This is a genomic window from Paraburkholderia sp. Clong3, assembly GCF_050436485.1.
GTDB classification, from domain to species: Bacteria; Pseudomonadota; Gammaproteobacteria; order Burkholderiales; family Burkholderiaceae; genus Paraburkholderia; species Paraburkholderia tuberum.
In genome coordinates this window covers 609,824-625,704 of sequence record NZ_JBNDMH010000001.1, presented here as the reverse complement: position 1 = coordinate 625,704, position 15,881 = coordinate 609,824, and the positions used below count along the sequence as shown (strand labels likewise).

Genomic DNA, 15,881 nt, shown 5'->3' with positions numbered 1-15,881 from the left:
TTGGATCGCGCGCATGAGTTCGAGCCTCGTTGCTGGACCGGCAAGCTGGCCCGGCTAGAAACTCATCGCGAATCCGAACGACACCCCGTGCACGTTGCGACCGAACACATAGCGCACCATCGCGCGCGTACGGGTGACGATGACGGGATACCTGCTGCTGTCGAGTTCGAGGCCGACTCCCAGCGACGTGAGGTCGTTGAAACCCAGCACGCCTGCACTGTCGCCGAAATAGTGCGAGTAAGCGGCTTCGAGCACATAGCGGACCGGCCGGTCCAGTGCGTGCCAGCCGGTGGGCGCGCGCCAGCGCGTCCATAGGCTCACCTGCTGCGCCATGGCCGAGCCCTGAACGGCCTCCGACGAACCGCCGAAGCTGCGCAGGTAAATATCGGTTGCCCGCAATTCGGCGTCGATTTCGTAGTTTTCGCGGTAATGCTCGTAGTCGAGCATCAGGGAGCCGCCATAGCCGTAGGCGTTCAGCGAGCCGTTTTCGAGGAACTGCAGGTTGCTGTCGGTGACATGATTGAAGAGGGTCTGCCCCACCTTCAGGTCACTCGAGACACGCCCAATCGTGCCGTTCAAGATCGGCCGGAACACCAGTTCGTCCGTGATGCGGAAATCCCACCCCAAGCCGACCGTGCCACTGAAGGTGTTCCACTTCGTCGGCACCGCACGCTGCTGGGCGCCATCCGTGGCAATGAAGATCGGATCGTAGCGGCTGTAGGCGAGCGTGCCCTCCATGTACAACGGAAACGACCTGCTGAGGGTGAAGCCGCCGCCAAATTGCGTCTGCCCGAAGCCGGGATTACCCGTCAGGCCGTTGTTGACCGACAGGTTACTGGTCGTAACGTCCGGGACTGTCGTGTAGGTCATGATCGCGAGCACAGCGTCTGCGTGCTGCTTTACATTGCCGCCAATCACGGTATTGCTCGACAATTGCCTCGGCGCGACCTGTGCGTGCGAAGGGCAGGACAACAGGTTCAAGGTTAGAGCGGCACACGCCCCAAATGCGCGAAGTGACCAACACTTCCGAAGCGCCGGCATAGTCAAACAACCTCGCCATTTGTTGACGAGATTGCAGGCTCACTTGCAGGGTCATACACGGCATATCCAACGAGCATGACGCGCTCCTGTCAGTCGGCTGATCGTGTTCGTCTTCCGCGAAGTCGCCATCCCGTTGCACAAAAGCACGCGCACGCAACTGATGCAATTCCGACGGGCATTGCGCCGCTCACAGCACCTGGAAGGTCTGCGTTAGTATGTGATAGAAATACCTGAAAGGAAGTAGTACGGCAATACGGGCGATCTTCAGTCGCTTGCGTGGCGTTCGGCGACGAACATCGCCGTCGACTCACGAAACCTCGCAGCCCCACTTTCGCAGGGAGCCTCGTTATGTCCACTCATTCGGTCCCGAACGACAAACCCGTCAAGATCCCCGGCCCGGATCATCCAATCATGATCGAGCACCACCAGGCGCGCGTGATCGTCATGGCAGGCGGTCACGTGATTGCCGATACGCACGACGCATTGACGCTGCTCGAAGCCCGCTATCTGGCCGTGCTGTACATCCCGCGCAAGGACGTCGACATGACCCGGCTCGAACGCACGGCGCACGCCACTTATTGTCCGTACAAGGGCGAATGCGCATACTTCTCGATTCCTGCGGCCGGCGAGCGCGGCACCAACGCGGTGTGGACCTACGAGCACCCATATGACGCTGTCGCGCCGATCCGCGAGCACCTTGCGTTCTATCCCGACCGCGTGGATTCCATCACGCAGGAGCCGGCCGCGCACTAGGCGAACGCGCGCGTCATACCGCGTGCGGGCGCGGCGATCGCGGCGACCGGCATGGCGCGAGCGGCACGGACGGCGGCGGCGCCGCGCGGCGGCCGCTGCTCGCACCACGCAAGCTATCAATCCGAGCGGGTTTCCCTCTCGCGTTCGAAGTAACAGAATCTATCGTCACGCCTGCTCCCTCACTCGGCTTTCATGCCGGCGCCACCCAAATGGGCGCACATCCGACCGCCGGTGCCGCTCATTCTCTTTGCAGTCGGTATTCAATCCGCGCTACAGAGGTGAATCAACATGGCTGAAAAAGTTACATCGACGGAATCCGCGATGACACAGGCCGCGCTCCAGGCGATGACGGCGAACTGCGCCGGCTCGTTCAGCGTTAGCGGCGCGCTGGTCGATGATAACGGGGCACGCGCCATTTCTGAAGGAAGCGGTGGCCGAAGACCTGAAGAACGGCGGCGCGGGGCACGCGGTCGCGATGCTCGACACCCGGCTATCTGCTGCTGTGTCTGCCGGGCGTCGAGGGGCTGTCGAAAATTCGGCGCGCCTTTCTCGAAGTCACGCGCGGCTACGCAGCAAGCTGCTGACGACGCTGCCGCCGCTCTATAGTCAATCGATCAACGTCAGGCCGGTGCAGGTGACGGCATTCACTGGGATGACGCCTGGCGATATTCGACTACCGACCGGCGAAACGGCAGGGTCTGTAATAGCCCGTGCCATTTTTATGCTTGCCGACTCGCGAAAAATCACGCGCGGAATCGAATCAGGTTCACAGCGCATGCGCGTCGAATGGATCACCCCAACCTTAACAAGACCTTAACAAGACCTTAACACCTCAGTATTGCCAAATATTAATTTCAGGTCACGCCAATGACTTTTTTACGGTTCAAATTCGTCCCGCACTACCCAAATTTGTTGTCAAACAAAAGGACGAGACATGAAACCGATCACGAAATGGAAGCGTAAGCAAAGCGCAATGTGCGCCGCCGTCGCACTGCTCGCCGGGTTGTACTCGGCAGTCGCAACAGCCGGCGACGATCACGACCACGGCCGCGATCACGATCGCGATCGCGCGTCTGTCAAGCATGTGCTGCTGATCAGCTTCGACGGTCTGCATGAGCAGGACGTCGCGCGTTGCATCGGCGCGAATACGTGCCCTAACCTGGCGCTGCTCGCGAAGTCAGGCACCACCTATACGAACGCGCATACACCGGGACTGTCGGATTCGTTTCCGGGCCTCGCCGCGCTCGTGACCGGCGGCTCGCCGAAGTCCGCGGGGCTGTTCTACGACGTCTCCTACGACCGCACGCTCTATGCGCCGTCCGATACCCAGTGCACGGGCCCGACCGGCTGGAATGTCGTCTTCGATGAAACGACCGGCATCGACGGCGAGAACGGCGGCGCGCTGATCCATCTCGACGGCGGCGGCGCGTTCAATCCGCAGGCGATTCCGCATGCGCTCGTCAATGGCGTCTGTACGCCCGTCTATCCGCACAACTATCTGAAGACCAACACGGTTTTCGAAGTGATCAAGGGCAACGTCAACGGCGCGCGCACCGCGTGGGCGGACAAGCACGCGTGGGGCTACGACTGGCTCAACGGACCGTCGGGCGCGGGCGTCGACGACCTTTCGCGCACCGAAATAAATTCGATCGATCCGGATACCAATACCTACTACCTCGACACGTACACGCACACGGAGAAGTTCGACAACTACCACGTGCAATCGCTGATCAACGAAATCGATGGCAAGGATTCGACAGGTCAAAAGAACGTCGCGGTGCCGACCGTGTTCGGCGCCAACTTCCAGACGCTGAGCGTCGCGCAGAAGGCCACGGTCGCGTCGGGCGGCGGCTATCTGGATGCGAGCTTCACGCCGGGTCCGCAAGTCGCCGGCGCGATCGCGTATATCGACGACGCGTTGGGACGCGTCGTGTCCGAACTGAAGCAACGCAATCTCTATTCGTCGACGGCGATCATCGTGACCGCGAAGCATGGCCAGTCGCCGACCGATCATTCGAAGCTCGTGAAGAACGGCGATACGCTGACCAAGTTGCTCGAAGCCAACAACTACCTGGATTCGGGCGGCAATTTTGGGCAGGCCGCTACGAAGAGCGGCAACCTCAACGACGGCACCGGACTTGTCGGCACGGGTTTCGTGCAGACCGACGACGTCGGCCTGATCTGGCTGCGCGATCAAAGCCAGGTGTCTTCGGTCGTGAAGACGCTGAAAGCCAATCTGAGCTGCAACGCACCCGGCATTTGCGCGGACGGCCCTCAGGCGTACATCCTGTCCGGCCCGCAACTGGCTAACCGGTTCGGCGACCCGTCGCGCGGACGTACGCCCGATATCATCGTTCAACCGAACCCGGGCGTCATCTACACGTCGAGCACGTCCAAGGACGAAGAGCATGGCGGCAACGCGCCTGACGACAGCCATCTCGGCCTCGTGATGTACGTGCCTCACACGCATCACGCCGGGCAGGTCAACGACCAGCCGGTGCTGACCACGCAGGTCGCGCCGACGATCTTGCGTCTGCTCGATCTGAAGCCTGAGCTGCTGCATTCGGTCGCGATTGAAGGAACGCGTGCGCTGCCGGAATTCGATCACGAAGACTAAGCATGGCCGTAGTCCACGTATTTGAGTAGTAAGCTGCGCCGCGATCGGTGTTGGAACGACCGCGGCGCAGTCGTTTTTGCGGGGTCCAGCCGCGCGGACCTCGCGTGCCGGCCCGTGCGAGAATGGGAGCCGCCTGATTCTCGCCAATCAGGCGTGCGTCGATTGCCTGACAAGGAGCCGCAATGCCATGAACGACATTGCTCTCGGATGCGTAGCGGTGTTGGGGCTGCTGTTATTCGGCCTCGGCTTGTCGGTATCGATGACGCGTTTTCGCGAACGCACCAATGCGGGCTGCGCCGACGATCCGGCCAACCTGCTGCACAAGCTGGTTCGAGCGCATGGCAATACCGCGGAATACGCGCCGTTCCTGGCGGTGCTGTTTCTTTTTCTTGGCGCGAGATCGCCGTCCGCGGTGTCCGTGTCGCTGATGGTCATCGCGACCGCGTGCCGGTGTTTGCTCGTCGTTGGACTGCTTGCATTTCCGACGATGGCGAAGCCCAATCCTTTGCGGTTGGTCGGTGCGCTTGGGACTTATGGGGCGGGGATTGGGTTGTGTCTGGCGCTAATGCGCTGAGGCAAGGCCGGGACCGACGCACAGTGGATAGATGACTTCCCGCGCCAGTCCAAAAGAAAATAAGCCCCACCACGCGGCGGCCGTTGTCCGCGGACGTCGGCAGCACCGCGTCCGGCTGGGCTGCGACGAAGAAAGGCTATTTCGTCAGCATGACGAACCCGAAGTCGATCGCGTTCTACGGCAGCATCTTTGCGTTGATGGTGCCCGCGCATGCGCCGTTGTGGCTCGATATCGCGGTCGTGGCGCTGTCGATCGGCATTTCGTGCGCGTGGTACTGCGCGATGGCGTTGCTTGCCTCGCACCCGTCGGTTCGGCGCACGCTGGTTCGGCGCAAGGCCGTGCTGGGTACGGCAGCGGGTGTGCTGTTGGTGGGGGTCGGCGGGCGGATATTGGCGGGGCGTTGAGCGACTACCGGCGCGCGAAGCGATAGCGCCTTTGCGTGATCAGGCGGAGCCGGACTGCGGGGCGCCGCCGCCGCGAATCACGAGTTCCATAAAACCCGTCTGCGGATCAGGCTCCCGCGCGAACGAATAGCCCGGAACCGACACGAGCAACAACTCGACGGTCGTGCGTACCGTGCAGCCGCGCGCCACATGACCGCCGAATACCTGCCCGCGCGCATCCGCGATCGACATGTGCAGATGAGCGCCATCGGGCGAGACGGAGCCTGCGAGGGTCAATATTTCGAGGTCGCCGCGAATTTCCGTCGGCGCTTGCGCGCCAGCGAACCTCAATGCCGCAACGTGGAGGCTACCGATGCCCTGGACGACGAAGGCCGCTTGCAGGTCGCGTTGACGAAGCGCGTCTTCGACGGCGACGCGAAGGTCGTCGCCGGGCGCGAGTCGGAGGGGATGGGCTTGCATGCCTTGGCCGGTTGAGACGTGGTGGACTCAGGGATTATGCGTGAACGAGGAAGTATCTCACAGGCGCTTGTGTATGCTGGGTTCGTGCGGACTCGACGGCGAAAATATATTCAGTTTATATGTACAGTTAAACTGTACATATGCTATGTTTTCGGCATGTCACGACAATCACCGTCTTCCCAATCTACCGATCTAGCCGCCCTTGCGGGCGAACTGCGCATTGCCGTGAGCAAACTGGTTCGCCGCGCGCGAGAACATTCGCAATCGAGCGACTTTACGTCGGCGCAGAAGTCGGTGCTGTTTCATCTGGAGCGCGGCGGCCCAGCCACAGTTTCCGCGCTAGCGCGAGCGCAGCGCGTAAAGCCCCAGTCCATGCGCATTACCGTTGCCGGTCTGGAGACGCTGGGCGTCGTCAAAGGCGAAGCGGATCCAACCGACGGACGCAAAACTCTTATCCATCTCACCCCCACGTTCAGACGAACGCTCAAGGCAAGTCGGGCGGCCAAAGAGGACTGGCTGATCGGTGCCTTGCAAGCGCAGCTATCGCCGCGAGAACAGGCCACGCTCGCCGCCGCGGTGGAACTGCTGCAGCGGCTCGCTGACTCCTGAACGTTTGCAGGTGCTTCATCCGAACCGGCATCGAAACGGGCACAGCCCGCGACCTCATCGATTTACTCGATTCAAGGAGCAACTGAAATGGATTGGCCGCATGTCGTCTCTTATTTTTTCGGCGGTGTCCTGTTCGCGAATGCCGTGCCGCATTTCGTCAGCGGTGTGATGGGCGAGCCGTTTCAGAGCCCGTTCGCGAAGCCGTCCGGAAAAGGGCTGTCGTCATCGACCGTCAATGTACTGTGGGGCTTCTTCAATATGGTCGTCGGCTATCTTCTGGTTTTTCGTGTTGGCGACTTTCGGATCGAGGCAACGGGCGATGCCGTGCCATTCGGCCTCGGTATCCTGGCGATGGGCATGCTCTGTGCGCGGCTGTTCGGTCCTTTGCATGGCGGCAACATTCCGAAACGTACTTGAGCGCCTCGTAAACGGTGGTCGGCGCATGTGTCGGACCTGCGGAGTGTCCCTCACGTCGCCTTGACATGCAAGCAATCTCTTGCCTATAGTAAACGCAACAAATTACTTGCCTGTAGCCGTTCATGGCCGAGCGCCCCGACGACACCGACGTGCTATTCAAAGCCCTCGCCGATCCGAGCCGGCGCAAGCTGCTGGATGTGCTGCACGCGCACGACGGCCAGACTCTGAACGACCTGTGCGACCACCTCGACATGACGCGGCAAGGCGTGACCCAGCATCTGGGCCTGCTGGAAGCGGCTAACCTCGTCGTTACCGTACGCAGCGGGCGTGAAAAGTTGCACTTCCTCAATCCGGTGCCGCTGCAGCAGATCTACGAGCGCTGGATTGCCAAGTTCGAAAAGCCGCGCCTGAAGGCGCTCTCGACCCTGAAACGACGCCTGGAGAAAGGCAATGACTAGATCGACGTTCGTCTATGTGACCTATATCCGCACTACGCCGGAACAGTTGTGGTCGGCGCTCACCGACGCGAGGTTCATCAAGCAGTACTGGTTCGGCATGCACTGCGAAAGCGAATGGACGGCGGGCTCGTCGTGGAAACTCGTGTCGAGCGGCGGCCAGATCTTCGACGCGGGCGAGATCGTCGAGGCCGATCCGCCGCGGCGTCTGGTGATCCGCTGGCAGCACCAGATTCGTCCCGAGTTGCAGGCCGAAGGCGATTCGCGCTGCACGATGGAGCTCGAACCGAGCGGAACGGCGGTCAAGTTGACGCTCACGCATACGATCGAGCGCGATCCATCGAAATTCATCGAGGCGGTGTCGGGTGGCTGGCCGAAGATCATGTCCAACCTCAAATCGCTGCTGGAGACAGGCTCGATCGCGTTGCAGGAGGCTTATCCGGCCGATGGCGGGAGTCATGCCGGGAAGGCCTGATGCGGGGATACGCTGTAGAGCATCAGGTGTGTGGCTTCATCGTGGGGCCGAACGATGCATCCCAGGTTCGACAGCCGTCCATCCGCGAGATCACGCTGATAGAATCGTCTGCCCGACCCTCGCCCGTCTCAGGAAATCAGCATGGAAATCCAGCCCTATCTGTTCTTCAATGGCCGTTGTGAGGAAGCCATTGAGTTCTATCGTTCGGCGCTCGGCGCGCAGGAGTTGCTGAAGCTGCGCGCGAAAGACGCGCCGCCCGATCCCGCTCGCCCGGTGGCGCCCGAACACGCCGACAAGATCCTGCACGCGACGCTCGTCATCGGTAACACGCACGTGCTGATGTCGGATGGCGATTGCCGCGGCGGCAATGCCGTGCATGCGGGCTTTAGCCTGTCGGTCACCGCCGACGACCAGGCGTCCGGCGTAAAGTACTTCAACGCGCTGGCGGACGGCGGACAGATCACGATGCCATTCCAGCAGACCTTCTGGACCAGCGGCTTCGGCACGTTGATCGACCGCTTCGGCGTGCCCTGGATGGTCAATGTGCGGCACGAGGAGCCCACGGCATAGCATTGAAGCGGGCCGGCGTTCCATCTCACACGCACTCGAGGTCCGGTCGTTCAAGCCCCGTCGGCCTCGCCGACGACGCCGAACTCGGCGGTCGTCTTCACGTAGAACAGATGCAACCCCTCCGCGCGCAGTCGATCGAACAGCCGATCGGCTTCGTCGCTCGTCACCGCCATCACGACGGACAACGGCTGATCGGCAAGCTCGAAGAAGTGCGCGGAGTGAATGCGATGATGATGGCCGATGCCTTCGCAAGCCGGGATCAAGGTCGCGCCGCGCAGGCCGAGTTCGCTCGCGAGACGCACGAGCCAGTCGGCAAGCGGCTTGCCATGATGGCTGCGCCCCTGCTGGGTGAAGAACGTGATCTGAAAGCCGTGCATGTCGGTGCCTCCCCGATGCGGATCGCGCCGTGCGCAAGGCGATCCGCACGCGAGCCGGTGGCCGCATTGCGCCGTCCCCTGCCCGCTTACTTTTGTAAGCGGAAACCTGCAGCGCCGCGTGAGGCGCCGGTTGCAACCGATTCGGGCATCCCGGCTTGCCGCAGCACGGCTCAGGACGGTCATGACACAAGTTTAGGTGTCGGGCCGCGCGAGTGCCAGGTCGAAACTGGTCACGTGCGGCGCGGCCCCGGCTCACTGACCGTACACGTCGAAATCGAAATACTTTTTCGCAATGCGGTCGTAAGTGCCATCGGCGCGGATCTCGGCAATGGCTTTGTCGATCTTTTCCTGCAGATCGGTATCTTCTTTACGCAAACCAATCGCTGTGCCGCTGCCGAGCGTTTTCGCGTCGTAAAGCGGATTGCCGGCAAATCCGAAGTCCTTGCCGCGCGCGGTGCGCAAAAAGCCGATATCGGCTTGCACCGCGTTTTGCAGTGACGCGTCGATACGGCCGGCAAGCAGATCCGAATACACCAGATCCTGATCCTGATACGGCACGATCGCGGCGCCGGCCGGCTCCCAATACGTCTTCGCGTAGGTTTCCTGAATCGAGCCCTGCTCGACGCCGATGCGCTTGCCCTTCAGCGCTTCCGGCGTCGGCTCGATCGGCGAGCCCTTCTTCGCGACCAGACGCGTCGGAATGCGGAACACCTTCGACGAGAACGCGATCTGCGCCTGACGCGCGGGCGTCATCGACATCGTCGACAGCACGCCGTCGAATTTGCGGCCTTTCAGCGCGGGAATCATGCCGTCGAACGAATTCTCGATCCACACGCATTTCGCGTTGAGCCGGCGGCAGATCTCATTGCCGAGATCGATATCGAAGCCGACGAGCTTGCCGTCGGCCGCTTTCGATTCAAACGGTGGGTAGCTCGCGTCGACTCCGAACCGCACGGTCGACCAATCCTTGGCGATTGCGCTTCCGGACGAGACGGCCAGCAGCGCAATCGTCAGGGTTGCCAGCATGGCTTTCATTGTTGCTCCTTATTGGTCATTTGAAGAATTCAAACCGGCGGCATGGCGACACACACGGACCGCGCGAAACCCGACATTCGACCGGGATCTGGTCGCCGGCGCAAATTCATTAAAAAAATCAATTTATGCAGCGCGCGCATAGATTGGCGACTAGACTTCCAGATTCCGATCAGTCACAGGTGATTAAAAAACGGTACGGCGCCGCTTAGAGATTCAACGTCGCGTCTTATCGCGGCAACGCAGTCTGTTTCAAAATAAATGCGCGCCGATCGGCGTCGGCTTTTCGCGCGCCATTTTATTGAACAGATCGCAATGACACTAATTCACTCGATGAGCAGCCGATAAGCGCCGCGCGGATTTACGCACACAAAACGACCACCAACGGACAACCGTGCGCCGGTTGCTTTGCCATAGGTTGTCACTTAGAATTTTCCGCAAGGCCTCCTGAGGAACCGATGACATGGCTGCGAACAACGGAAAACCGGTGTCGTCGTTCTTTCCTCGGGGAATGCCTGGCCTCTGGGTCGTCCTGTTCGTCATCTGGATGATCGCCAATGCATCGCTCGCCGTCGAACCCGCACTCGTCGGTCTCGTCATTACCTTCGTCATCGCGCGTGTCTTCGTATCATCGAGCGAAGCATGGCAGCGCCTACGTCTAACGCCAGGCGCACCGTATCACTTCGCCGCGTATAGCGCGACCTTCGTCATCGAGCTCGTACGCGCCAATCTGAACGTGATGGCGCTGGTGTACTCGCCGCGTATCGACATCAAGCCCGGCATCGTCAAGGTTCGCACGCGCCTCCAAACACCGCTTGGCCGTCTCGCGCTCGCCAATTCGATTGCGCTCACGCCGGGCTCGCTCGTCGTGGATATTCGGGACGACATACTATTCATTCACTTGCTCGACGTGAAGACGACCGATATCGACCAAGCGACCGAGGCACTCGTCGCACCGTTCGAAAAGCATCTGGAGAAAATCTTTGGCTGAGATCATGCTCCGGATCGCCGCCGTGCTGATCTTCTTCGCGATCCTGTTCGGCGTGATCCGTCTCGTGATCGGCAAGACCCTCGTCGACCGCATCGTCGCGATCGACATGCTGACGGTCGTCTCGCTGTCGCTGATCGCGCTGTACGCGCAAGTCTCCGGTCGTTTCGTCTATATCGACGTCGCACTTGTCTATGCACTGCTGAGCTTTCTCGCGGTGCTCGCGATTGCGCGCTTTCTCGAAAGGGGGCTGTGAGCCATGCTCGAACTGCTTCTGCTGCTGATGTGCGCGAGCATCCTCGTGAGCGGCGTACTGGCCGTCTGCCTGAAGAATCTGCTGGCCGCGATGGTGAGCTCGGGGCTCGCGAGCCTGTTCGCCGCGATAGCCTTCCTGCTGCTCGCCGCGCCCGACGTCGCGATGGCCGAAGCCGCGATCGGTTCCGGACTCGCGACCTTCATCTTTCTGTACGCGATCCGCAAAACCGGTTATCAGAAGGGCTAGCGCATGTTCGAACTGATCGGCAGCGTGTTCATCCTGGTGGGCGCCGTCTTTCTGTTCTCCGCCGGCCTCGGGCTGCTGCGCATGCCGGATGCGTATACGCGCATTCAGGCCGGCACCAAGGCGTCGACGCTCGGCAACATGCTCGTGCTGATCGGCCTCGCGTTCTATCACCCGAGCTGGACCTTCCGTCTGATCCTGCTGATCTACTTCGTGCTCGTGACCAACCCGGTGTCCTCGCATGCGCTATCGCGCGCCGCCTGGCTGATCCGCACGCCGATGACCTCGTCCATGATCACCGACGCACTCGCCGACGAAGGCGGGCGCACCGCCGGGGAGGCCGAATCATGATGCGTCGCGCGTTTGCGCTGCTGACGGTGCTGCTGTTCGCGGTCGTGTTCTGGCGGCTGGTCGGCGGCTACACGGAGTTGCAGGCGCTGCGCCCGCTCGCCTGGTACTACGTCGTCAGAGGGCCGCTCGAACTCGGCGCGCCGAACATCGTGACCGGCATTCTGATCACCTTTCGCGGCTTCGACACACTCGGCGAAGTCGCGGTGCTGTTCATGGTCGCGGCGAGCGTCGGGGTGCTGCTGAAAGAGGAAAGCAACGCGACCTCCGCCGCTGCGGCAGACGAATCCGCGCCCGCGCGCCGCCCAGCCGGCGAGATCGTACATACCGGCAAGCAGGTGCTGCTGCCGATGATCCTCACCTTCGGCGGCTACGTGATCGTCAACGGCCATCTGTCGGCGGGCGGCGGTTTCCAGGGCGGCGCGATCGTCGCGTCCGCCGTGATGCTGATGCTGCTCGCGCGGCCCCGCTCGACGCTGAACGTCGCGCTGCTGAGCGTCGTCGAGTCGCTCGCGGGCGTGATCTACGTGTGCATCGGCATTCTCGGCCTCGTGCTCGCGGGCGGTTTTCTCGACCCGCGCTTTCTGCCGCGCGGCGAGTTCGGCGCGTTTTTCAGCGCCGGCGCGATCCCGCTGATTTCCACGCTGCTCGGCGTCAAGGTCGGCGCGGAGCTAAGCGTCATCATCGACCGGTTCAGAAGCTGAACGAGAAGGAGAGCGCATGAGCACGGGCATCCCGGTTTCGAAGATCCTGCTGATCACGGGCTTCTGCCTTTCCTTGATCGGCCTGTGGGGCATGCTGACCCACCGCAACATCCTGCGCATCATCATCGGCTTCGCGGTGATCGACACGGGCCTGCACATCGTGATGGTCGCGACCGGTTACGTCACGGGCGGCACCGCGCCGATCATCGACGCGGCGCTCAGCAAATCCGCCGCCGCGCACCGCGCGATCGATCCGATTCCATCGGCACTCGTCGTCACGGCGATCGTGATCGGGCTATCGGTCACCGCCATCATGCTGTCGTTCGCGATCCGTCTTCATGCCGCCAAAAAGACGCTTTCCATCGACGCCTTCACCGAGTCGAAATGGTAGCCGCGCTGTTTCATCCGCTGCACATCTTCATTCTCGGGCTCGGCGGCGGCTTCGTCATTCCGCTGCTGTACCGGCTCGGCAAGCCATGGCTCACGCTCGGCTTTTTCATCGCGCTGTGCGGCATCGTGCTCGTCTCCGGCGTGTCGTTCTACGGCCTGCTCGACGGCGGCGACACGATCGAGGTGCTGACCGCGGGCGCGCTGCCGCCGGTGTCGATCAATCTGCGCTTCGGCCTGTGGGAAGGCTTCTTCACGTTCAGCGTCAATGTGGTCGCGCTGCTCGGCGCATTGCATCTGTGGGACCGTCTGCGCGGCAACTACGCGGCGTTGCTGCTGTACCTGATTCTGGTGATGGGCATCGACGGCATGGTGATGACCCGCGACCTGTTCAACCTGTTCGTGTTTCTCGAGATCGTGTCGATCGCGACATACGGCCTGTTCGGGCTCGAGCGCACGCCCGCCGCGCTCGCCGCCGCATTCAAGTACATCTTTGCGACCGTGATCGCGTCGACGCTCTTTCTGCTCGGCGCGGTGCTGCTCTACTACGTGAGCGGCACGCTGAACATCGACGAACTGCTGTCGCTGCGCGACCAGCTCGGCGGCCCGATCGGCACGACCGCGATCCTGCTCGTGTTCGCGAGTCTCGTGATCGAGCTGAAGCCGTTTCCGGCCAACGGCTGGGGGCTCGACGTCTACGAGACCGCGCCGAGCGGCGTCGGCGCAATGATATCGGTCGGCGTATCGGCGGGCGTGTTTTTCGCGCTGCTGAAAATGCTGCCGCTGTTCGACGGCCTGCTGACGCTGCTCGCCGTCTCGGGCGGCGTCACGTTCCTGTTCTCGAACCTGCTCGCGATCAAGCAGACGAAGCCGCAACGCTTGCTCGGCTATTCGTCGATCGGGCAGATGGCGCTGTTGATGCTGTCGCTCGCGTTGTTGCGCCAGATCGGCGCGGACGCATCGATCCCGCTCGTCGTCGGCGGGCTCTTCATCAACCATCTGTTCGCGAAGGCGGGGCTGTTCTGGCTGATCGGCGTGCTGCGGCGGCACGGCGACGATGCACGCGCGATCCTGTCGCGCAGCCCGTTGCTGATCGGCCTGCTCGGCCTCTTCATGGTCGCGATCGCGGGACTGCCGCCATTCCCCGGCTTCTGGGCGAAGTGGGAACTCGTGATGCGCCTCACCGCCGCCGGCAAGCCGTACTGGATCGTGTTGATCCTGACCGGCTCGCTGCTCGAAGCGGGTTATATGTTCCACTGGTTCGTGCGCGCATTGGCTCCGTCCGACGTCGAGGCCAAAGCCCGGCCGAACATCGCCGCGCTGTTGCCGCTGTTCGGCGTCGCCGTGCTGCTGATCGCGGCGGCCTATATGGCAGCCGTGTTCTCGGGCGTCGTGTCGGCGTGGATCTTCTCGCCGCTCGCGGCGGGTGCGCTGTTCTATGCGGCCGATCGTCTGCCGGGGCGCGTGAAAGGCGTGCTCGCGGTGATCGCGATTGGATTGATCGGCAGTCTGCTCTGCGAGGGCTCGCGCGGTATCGCCGGACTGTTCGCCTGGCTGCTGCTCGCGGGCAGCCTCGTGATCGCAGCGGCGAGTCTCTATCGCGACGACGTGCGCGCCGGCTTCTATCCGATGCTCGTCGTGCTGTCGCTGTCGATTCCGGCGCTGCTGCGCTCATCCACCTCGCTCGAGTTCTTCTATAGCTGGGAAATCATCACGCTGTCGTCGTGCTTCCTGATCGCGAAGTGCCGGCGCGCGGGACCGCACGTGCTGACCTTCCTGCTGTTTTCGCTGCTGGCTGCGTTCTTCCTGCTGGCGGGCTTCGCCAACGTCGCGGCGATCGACGACAGCATCGCGCTGTCGGCGCTGATCCATTCGGGACCGGAGGCGAACCGCGCGTTCGTGCTGCTCGCGGCGGGCTTCCTGATCAAGGCCGGCGCGATCGGCGTGCACGTATGGCTGCCGGGCGCCTACACCGAAGCGGAAGACGACGTGACCGCGATGCTGTCGGCGGTGGTCAGCAAGGTCGCGATGTTCGGCCTGTTGATCGGCACCTATCTGACGATACGCTCGGAGGTCGGCCTCGAACTCGCGCACGCGATGACCTGGATAGGCATGCTGACGACCCTGTTCGGCGCGCTGATGGCGTTGCGGCAGAACGACTTCAAACGGATGCTCGCGCTGTCGAGCATGAGCCAGACCGGCTATATCGTCGCCGCGATCGGCCTGATGAGCCATCTCGGCTGGGTCACCGCGCTGTATCTGGTCGCCAATCACATGTTCGTGAAGGGCATCCTGTTCCTCGCGCTCGCAGGCGTGATCTCGCGCACCGGCACGCGCAACTTCGCCGATGTGGGCGGCCTCGCGCGCGAGATGCCGCTCACGTTCGCGATGGTCGTGATCGCGCTGGTGTCGATGTCGGGCCTGCCGCCGCTGATGGGCTTCGGCGGCAAATGGCTGCTGCTGAGCGCAATGACCGACAAGGGTTGGTACGGGCTCGCCGTGTGCGGGCTGATCGCGACCTGCGCCGGCTTTCTGTACATGCTGCGCCTGCTGAACGGCGTCTTCCTCAAACCGCGCCCGCCGCAGCGGCCGCAGGTGCGCGAAGCGCCTGTGATGCTGCTGGTGCCGCAGTTGCTGTTCGTGGTCGGTATCGTGATCCTGTCATTCTTTCCGAAGGTGTTGCTCGAACCGGTGTCGGCCGCGATCGATCCGCAGTTCGCGGCGACACTGGTGTGGGGCGGCATGTCGCTCGAAAGCATCTACGGGTTCTGGAATCCGACGCCGGTCGTGATCGTCGTGCTGATCGTCACGGCGATCGTGTTCGGGCTCGGTGTGCTGTACTACCGCAGCCGCCGCGGCAATGCGCGCAACGCCCCGGATTTTTACCACTTCTACCGGCCGATCCTGAGCCGCACGGTGCCGCCGGTCGCGCAGATGTTCTGGCGCGGCATATCGCACTTCGCGCTCGTGGCGGCGGCTCGGATACGCCGCGTCTATACCGGCAACGGGCAGACCTACGCGCTCTATGTGCTGCTGTATTTTCTCGCCATCTATTTTGCGAGCACGGGGCTGAGTCCAGCGGGGACACCGTAAGGGTGCACCTGGTCCTGGCACACCGGCATGGACCGGCCCACGTGCGGGAACGATCGCCTTGGAGCACGGCGTCGGCGAA

General features: G+C 62.3%; 20 protein-coding genes and 1 pseudogene. 17 read left to right on the top strand and 4 right to left on the bottom strand.

Annotated elements, in window-relative coordinates:
* Window positions 1–54 precede the first annotated feature (54 nt).
* On the bottom strand, window positions 55–1,041 hold the full coding sequence (locus OKW30_RS03040; protein WP_090810559.1) for a hypothetical protein: 987 nt from the start codon (window positions 1,039–1,041) through the stop codon (window positions 55–57).
* A gap of 348 nt (window positions 1,042–1,389) precedes the next feature.
* On the opposite strand from OKW30_RS03040, the gene OKW30_RS03035 reads away from it, so the two are divergent.
* The 5 genes and pseudogenes from OKW30_RS03035 to OKW30_RS03015 form a co-directional block, all read left to right on the top strand.
* Window positions 1,390–1,794: a DUF427 domain-containing protein gene (locus OKW30_RS03035; protein ID WP_429345921.1), complete on the top strand. Its 405-nt coding sequence runs from the start codon at window positions 1,390–1,392 to the stop codon at window positions 1,792–1,794.
* Between the two features lie 430 nt (window positions 1,795–2,224).
* Complete coding sequence (locus OKW30_RS03030) at window positions 2,225–2,611, top strand: hypothetical protein (RefSeq protein WP_429345920.1); 387 nt, start codon at window positions 2,225–2,227, stop codon at window positions 2,609–2,611.
* A gap of 117 nt (window positions 2,612–2,728) precedes the next feature.
* A complete protein-coding gene (locus tag OKW30_RS03025) occupies window positions 2,729–4,411 on the top strand; it encodes an alkaline phosphatase family protein (RefSeq protein ID WP_429345919.1) in 1,683 nt (560 codons plus the stop codon).
* A 187-nt stretch (window positions 4,412–4,598) separates the two neighbouring features.
* The gene (locus OKW30_RS03020; protein ID WP_184068340.1) at window positions 4,599–4,985 is read left to right on the top strand and encodes an MAPEG family protein; all 387 of its coding nucleotides are present in this window, start codon (window positions 4,599–4,601) and stop codon (window positions 4,983–4,985) included.
* A gap of 56 nt (window positions 4,986–5,041) precedes the next feature.
* Window positions 5,042–5,389: pseudogene (locus tag OKW30_RS03015) on the top strand (LysE family translocator); the annotation flags it as partial.
* Between the two features lie 39 nt (window positions 5,390–5,428).
* On the opposite strand, the gene OKW30_RS03010 reads toward OKW30_RS03015, so the two are convergent.
* A complete protein-coding gene (locus OKW30_RS03010) occupies window positions 5,429–5,848 on the bottom strand; it encodes a PPC domain-containing DNA-binding protein (protein ID WP_184023491.1) in 420 nt (139 codons plus the stop codon).
* A 156-nt stretch (window positions 5,849–6,004) separates the two neighbouring features.
* On the opposite strand from OKW30_RS03010, the gene OKW30_RS03005 reads away from it, so the two are divergent.
* From OKW30_RS03005 to OKW30_RS02985, 5 genes are all read left to right on the top strand, one after another.
* On the top strand, window positions 6,005–6,457 hold the full coding sequence (locus tag OKW30_RS03005; RefSeq protein WP_184068532.1) for a MarR family winged helix-turn-helix transcriptional regulator: 453 nt from the start codon (window positions 6,005–6,007) through the stop codon (window positions 6,455–6,457).
* 87 nt (window positions 6,458–6,544) lie between these two features.
* The gene (locus OKW30_RS03000; RefSeq protein ID WP_184059163.1) at window positions 6,545–6,874 is read left to right on the top strand and encodes a hypothetical protein; all 330 of its coding nucleotides are present in this window, start codon (window positions 6,545–6,547) and stop codon (window positions 6,872–6,874) included.
* A gap of 122 nt (window positions 6,875–6,996) precedes the next feature.
* Window positions 6,997–7,332 (top strand): ArsR/SmtB family transcription factor, encoded by a 336-nt coding sequence (locus OKW30_RS02995; protein WP_018422741.1) that lies wholly within the window; start codon window positions 6,997–6,999, stop codon window positions 7,330–7,332.
* Window positions 7,325–7,804 (top strand): SRPBCC family protein, encoded by a 480-nt coding sequence (locus tag OKW30_RS02990; RefSeq protein ID WP_429345918.1) that lies wholly within the window; start codon window positions 7,325–7,327, stop codon window positions 7,802–7,804. Before OKW30_RS02995 ends, OKW30_RS02990 begins: the two co-directional genes overlap by 8 nt.
* Window positions 7,805–7,945: 141 nt before the next feature.
* The gene (locus OKW30_RS02985) at window positions 7,946–8,374 is read left to right on the top strand and encodes a VOC family protein (protein ID WP_090810573.1); all 429 of its coding nucleotides are present in this window, start codon (window positions 7,946–7,948) and stop codon (window positions 8,372–8,374) included.
* A 50-nt stretch (window positions 8,375–8,424) separates the two neighbouring features.
* Here the strand turns inward: OKW30_RS02985 and OKW30_RS02980 are convergent, their stop codons facing one another.
* Both OKW30_RS02980 and OKW30_RS02975 read right to left on the bottom strand, forming a co-directional pair.
* Window positions 8,425–8,751, bottom strand: a complete 327-nt coding sequence (locus OKW30_RS02980; protein ID WP_184023499.1) for a DUF190 domain-containing protein — start codon at window positions 8,749–8,751, stop codon at window positions 8,425–8,427.
* A gap of 252 nt (window positions 8,752–9,003) precedes the next feature.
* The gene (locus tag OKW30_RS02975) at window positions 9,004–9,786 is read right to left on the bottom strand and encodes an ABC transporter substrate-binding protein (RefSeq protein WP_184023501.1); all 783 of its coding nucleotides are present in this window, start codon (window positions 9,784–9,786) and stop codon (window positions 9,004–9,006) included.
* Between the two features lie 460 nt (window positions 9,787–10,246).
* On the opposite strand from OKW30_RS02975, the gene OKW30_RS02970 reads away from it, so the two are divergent.
* Genes OKW30_RS02970 through OKW30_RS02940 form a run of 7 tightly spaced genes read left to right on the top strand, consistent with a single transcriptional unit; the run spans window position 10,247 to window position 15,802 of the window.
* A complete protein-coding gene (locus OKW30_RS02970; protein ID WP_429345917.1) occupies window positions 10,247–10,774 on the top strand; it encodes a Na+/H+ antiporter subunit E in 528 nt (175 codons plus the stop codon).
* A complete protein-coding gene (locus OKW30_RS02965; RefSeq protein ID WP_018422733.1) occupies window positions 10,767–11,027 on the top strand; it encodes a monovalent cation/H+ antiporter complex subunit F in 261 nt (86 codons plus the stop codon). The genes OKW30_RS02970 and OKW30_RS02965 overlap by 8 nt, the downstream gene beginning before the upstream one ends.
* Window positions 11,028–11,030: 3 nt before the next feature.
* The gene (locus OKW30_RS02960) at window positions 11,031–11,273 is read left to right on the top strand and encodes a hydrogenase subunit MbhD domain-containing protein (RefSeq protein ID WP_018422732.1); all 243 of its coding nucleotides are present in this window, start codon (window positions 11,031–11,033) and stop codon (window positions 11,271–11,273) included.
* Between the two features lie 3 nt (window positions 11,274–11,276).
* A complete protein-coding gene (gene mnhG, locus OKW30_RS02955) occupies window positions 11,277–11,621 on the top strand; it encodes a monovalent cation/H(+) antiporter subunit G (protein WP_429345916.1) in 345 nt (114 codons plus the stop codon).
* The gene (locus OKW30_RS02950) at window positions 11,618–12,322 is read left to right on the top strand and encodes a Na(+)/H(+) antiporter subunit B (RefSeq protein WP_184059171.1); all 705 of its coding nucleotides are present in this window, start codon (window positions 11,618–11,620) and stop codon (window positions 12,320–12,322) included. The genes mnhG and OKW30_RS02950 overlap by 4 nt, the downstream gene beginning before the upstream one ends.
* A gap of 16 nt (window positions 12,323–12,338) precedes the next feature.
* Window positions 12,339–12,713: a sodium:proton antiporter gene (locus OKW30_RS02945; protein ID WP_184023510.1), complete on the top strand. Its 375-nt coding sequence runs from the start codon at window positions 12,339–12,341 to the stop codon at window positions 12,711–12,713.
* The gene (locus OKW30_RS02940) at window positions 12,707–15,802 is read left to right on the top strand and encodes a complex I subunit 5 family protein (protein ID WP_429345915.1); all 3,096 of its coding nucleotides are present in this window, start codon (window positions 12,707–12,709) and stop codon (window positions 15,800–15,802) included. Before OKW30_RS02945 ends, OKW30_RS02940 begins: the two co-directional genes overlap by 7 nt.
* Window positions 15,803–15,881 lie beyond the last annotated feature (79 nt).

Excerpts from the sequence above, each read along its gene's own strand:
- OKW30_RS03005 (WP_184068532.1), top strand. The coding sequence starts at position 6,005 with ATGTCACGACAATCACCGTCTTCCCAATCTACCGATCTAGCCGCCCTT.
- OKW30_RS03040 (WP_090810559.1), bottom strand. The coding sequence starts at position 1,041 with ATGCCGGCGCTTCGGAAGTGTTGGTCACTTCGCGCATTTGGGGCGTGT.
- OKW30_RS03025 (WP_429345919.1), top strand. The coding sequence starts at position 2,729 with ATGAAACCGATCACGAAATGGAAGCGTAAGCAAAGCGCAATGTGCGCC.
- OKW30_RS03035 (WP_429345921.1), top strand. The coding sequence starts at position 1,390 with ATGTCCACTCATTCGGTCCCGAACGACAAACCCGTCAAGATCCCCGGC.
- OKW30_RS02995 (WP_018422741.1), top strand. The coding sequence starts at position 6,997 with ATGGCCGAGCGCCCCGACGACACCGACGTGCTATTCAAAGCCCTCGCC.
- OKW30_RS02945 (WP_184023510.1), top strand. The coding sequence starts at position 12,339 with ATGAGCACGGGCATCCCGGTTTCGAAGATCCTGCTGATCACGGGCTTC.
- mnhG (WP_429345916.1), top strand. The coding sequence starts at position 11,277 with ATGTTCGAACTGATCGGCAGCGTGTTCATCCTGGTGGGCGCCGTCTTT.
- OKW30_RS02940 (WP_429345915.1), top strand. The coding sequence starts at position 12,707 with ATGGTAGCCGCGCTGTTTCATCCGCTGCACATCTTCATTCTCGGGCTC.
- OKW30_RS02975 (WP_184023501.1), bottom strand. The coding sequence starts at position 9,786 with ATGAAAGCCATGCTGGCAACCCTGACGATTGCGCTGCTGGCCGTCTCG.
- OKW30_RS02990 (WP_429345918.1), top strand. The coding sequence starts at position 7,325 with ATGACTAGATCGACGTTCGTCTATGTGACCTATATCCGCACTACGCCG.
- OKW30_RS02970 (WP_429345917.1), top strand. The coding sequence starts at position 10,247 with ATGGCTGCGAACAACGGAAAACCGGTGTCGTCGTTCTTTCCTCGGGGA.
- OKW30_RS02980 (WP_184023499.1), bottom strand. The coding sequence starts at position 8,751 with ATGCACGGCTTTCAGATCACGTTCTTCACCCAGCAGGGGCGCAGCCAT.
- OKW30_RS02985 (WP_090810573.1), top strand. The coding sequence starts at position 7,946 with ATGGAAATCCAGCCCTATCTGTTCTTCAATGGCCGTTGTGAGGAAGCC.
- OKW30_RS03000 (WP_184059163.1), top strand. The coding sequence starts at position 6,545 with ATGGATTGGCCGCATGTCGTCTCTTATTTTTTCGGCGGTGTCCTGTTC.
- OKW30_RS02950 (WP_184059171.1), top strand. The coding sequence starts at position 11,618 with ATGATGCGTCGCGCGTTTGCGCTGCTGACGGTGCTGCTGTTCGCGGTC.
- OKW30_RS03020 (WP_184068340.1), top strand. The coding sequence starts at position 4,599 with ATGAACGACATTGCTCTCGGATGCGTAGCGGTGTTGGGGCTGCTGTTA.
- OKW30_RS03010 (WP_184023491.1), bottom strand. The coding sequence starts at position 5,848 with ATGCAAGCCCATCCCCTCCGACTCGCGCCCGGCGACGACCTTCGCGTC.
- OKW30_RS02960 (WP_018422732.1), top strand. The coding sequence starts at position 11,031 with ATGCTCGAACTGCTTCTGCTGCTGATGTGCGCGAGCATCCTCGTGAGC.